Origin of the sequence: Streptomyces sp. NPDC127106 (assembly GCF_042677605.1) — a bacterium.
Lineage (GTDB): Bacteria > Actinomycetota > Actinomycetes > Streptomycetales > Streptomycetaceae > Streptomyces.
The window spans coordinates 1-1,938 of record NZ_JBHXTC010000131.1; the positions used below are offsets into that span (position 1 = coordinate 1).

Annotated in this window: 2 protein-coding genes; one reads left to right on the forward strand and one right to left on the reverse strand. The window is 74.1% G+C overall.

The window, feature by feature from the left end:
- Positions 1-208 precede the first annotated feature (208 nt).
- Positions 209-1,072, reverse strand: a complete 864-nt coding sequence (locus tag ACFVGY_RS37775) for an alpha/beta fold hydrolase (RefSeq protein ID WP_385687112.1) — start codon at positions 1,070-1,072, stop codon at positions 209-211.
- 82 nt (positions 1,073-1,154) lie between these two features.
- On the opposite strand from ACFVGY_RS37775, the gene ACFVGY_RS37780 reads away from it, so the two are divergent.
- The gene (locus tag ACFVGY_RS37780) at positions 1,155-1,706 is read left to right on the forward strand and encodes a CGNR zinc finger domain-containing protein (RefSeq protein ID WP_385687114.1); all 552 of its coding nucleotides are present in this window, start codon (positions 1,155-1,157) and stop codon (positions 1,704-1,706) included.
- Positions 1,707-1,938: the final 232 nt, after the last annotated feature.

The following is a 1,938-nucleotide window of genomic DNA, read 5'->3' on the forward strand; positions in this document are numbered from 1 at the left end:
AGGGACGCCCCCGCCCGGCCACCGGGAAGACGCCCCCGTCCGGGGACGCCCCCGTCCGGGGACTCCCCCGCGGGGGGCCCGGGCACAGGAAAGACGCTCCTCAGGCACCGGAAAGTGGAGGGCGAGCCGGCTTCGATCCCACCTCGGAGGCCCCGGGGCGGGGTTGCGGGTGGGCGGCGGTGGCCGAACGGGAGGGTTGGGGGACGGGTCAGGGGAGGAGGTGGGTGAGGAACTTGGTGATCAGGGGGGTGATGGCCGGGAGGTGGGTTTCGAGGGCGAAGTGGCCGGCTCCCTCGAAGACGTGGACCTCGGCCTCGGGGGAGTCGCGCAGGTAGGCCCTCGCCCCGGCCGGGGTGAAGAAGGGGTCGCCCGCTCCCCAGACGACCAGTACCGGGATCCGGGAGTCCCGGAGCCAGGCCTGCCAGGCGGGGTAGTGGGTGAGGTTGGAGCCGTAGTCGAAGGCCAGGTCGGCCTGTGCGTCCTTGCGGCCCGGCAGGTTGATGTAGTGCAGGTCCAGGGTCTGGTTGTCGGGGTTGAGCAGGGCGGGGTCGGCGACGCCGGTCTCGTACTGGAAGCGGATGCCCTCGGCGGTGAAGAGTCCGCGGACCTGGTCCTCCGCGCCGGGTGCCGCGCGGCGGAGGGCGATGAACGCGCGGGCGGCGTCCGAGAGGCCCTCCTCGTAGGCGTTGCCGTTCTGGACGATCAGGCCGGTCACCCGGTCGGGCCGCCGCGTGGCCAGGCGCAGGCCGACCGGCGCACCGAAGTCGAAGACGTACAGGGCGTACCGGTCGAGGCCGAGGGCGTCGGTGAAGCCCTCCAGGACGTCCGCGAGCCGGTCGAAGGTGTACGCGAAGCCGTCGGGAGCCTCGGTGCGGCCGAAGCCGGGGTAGTCGGGGGCGATCAGCCGGTACGGGGTGTCGCCGAGCGCGTCCATGAGCCGGGCGAACTGGTGCGAGGAGGTGGGGAAGCCGTGCAGGAGCAGCAGGACCGGGCCGTCGGCGGGGCCGCTCTCGCGGTAGGCGACGCGGACGCCGTCGACGTTGATGGTGCGGTGGCTCACGAGCTGCTGCATCACATGCCTCCAATGGTCTTGTTTCCATTAGCTTGAGGGCGGGTGGGCTAATGGGTCAAGGCGGCTATGTAGCATTAGGTGCATGACGTCGTTCCCCCTTCTCGGTGAACCACTGGCCCTGGACCTGCTGAACACCCGGCCCGCCGGAGCCGGGGACCTGATCGCCGATCCGGCGGGGCTCGCGGCCTGGCTGCGTGAGCAGGCCGGGCGCCTGACGGCGATCGAGGAGGTGCGCGCAGCGGAGGTCGCCGCCGCCCGTGCCGTACGGGAGGCGGCGGGCGTCGCCCTCGCGGCCGCGCGGGCCGGAGAGCGCCCGCCCATGGCCGCGCTCCGGGCGCTGAACGACGCCTCGGCGGCCGCCCCCGCCCGCCTGGAACTGCTCTGGAGCCCGGAATCCGGCCTGTCCGCCGGTCCCCGCCGCGATGCCGCGACCGCCGACCGGCTCGCAGCAGAGCTCGCCGAGGCCGTAGCCGACCTCCTCACCGACCCCCGCGTCCGGGATGTCCGGCAGTGCGAAGGCGCGGACTGCGTCCTGCTCTTCCTGCCGTCGCACCCCCGCCGCCGCTGGTGCGTCGCCTCGGTCTGCGGCAACCGAGCCCGCGTGGCCCGCTACTACGCCCGCCACAAGCCCTGACCCACCTGCTGACGACCGCCCGACGGCCCGTCATGCCCGCCCGTGCGGCCACCGCCGCCCACCCGCAAGCCCGCCCCGGAGCCTCCGAGGTGGGATCGAAGCCGGCTCGCCCTCCACTTTCCGGTGCCCGAGGAGCGTCTTTCCTGTGCCCGGGCCCCCCGCGGGGGAGTCCCCGGACGGGGGAGTCCCCGGACGGGGGCGTCTTTCCGGTGGCCGGGCGGGGGGCGTCCCG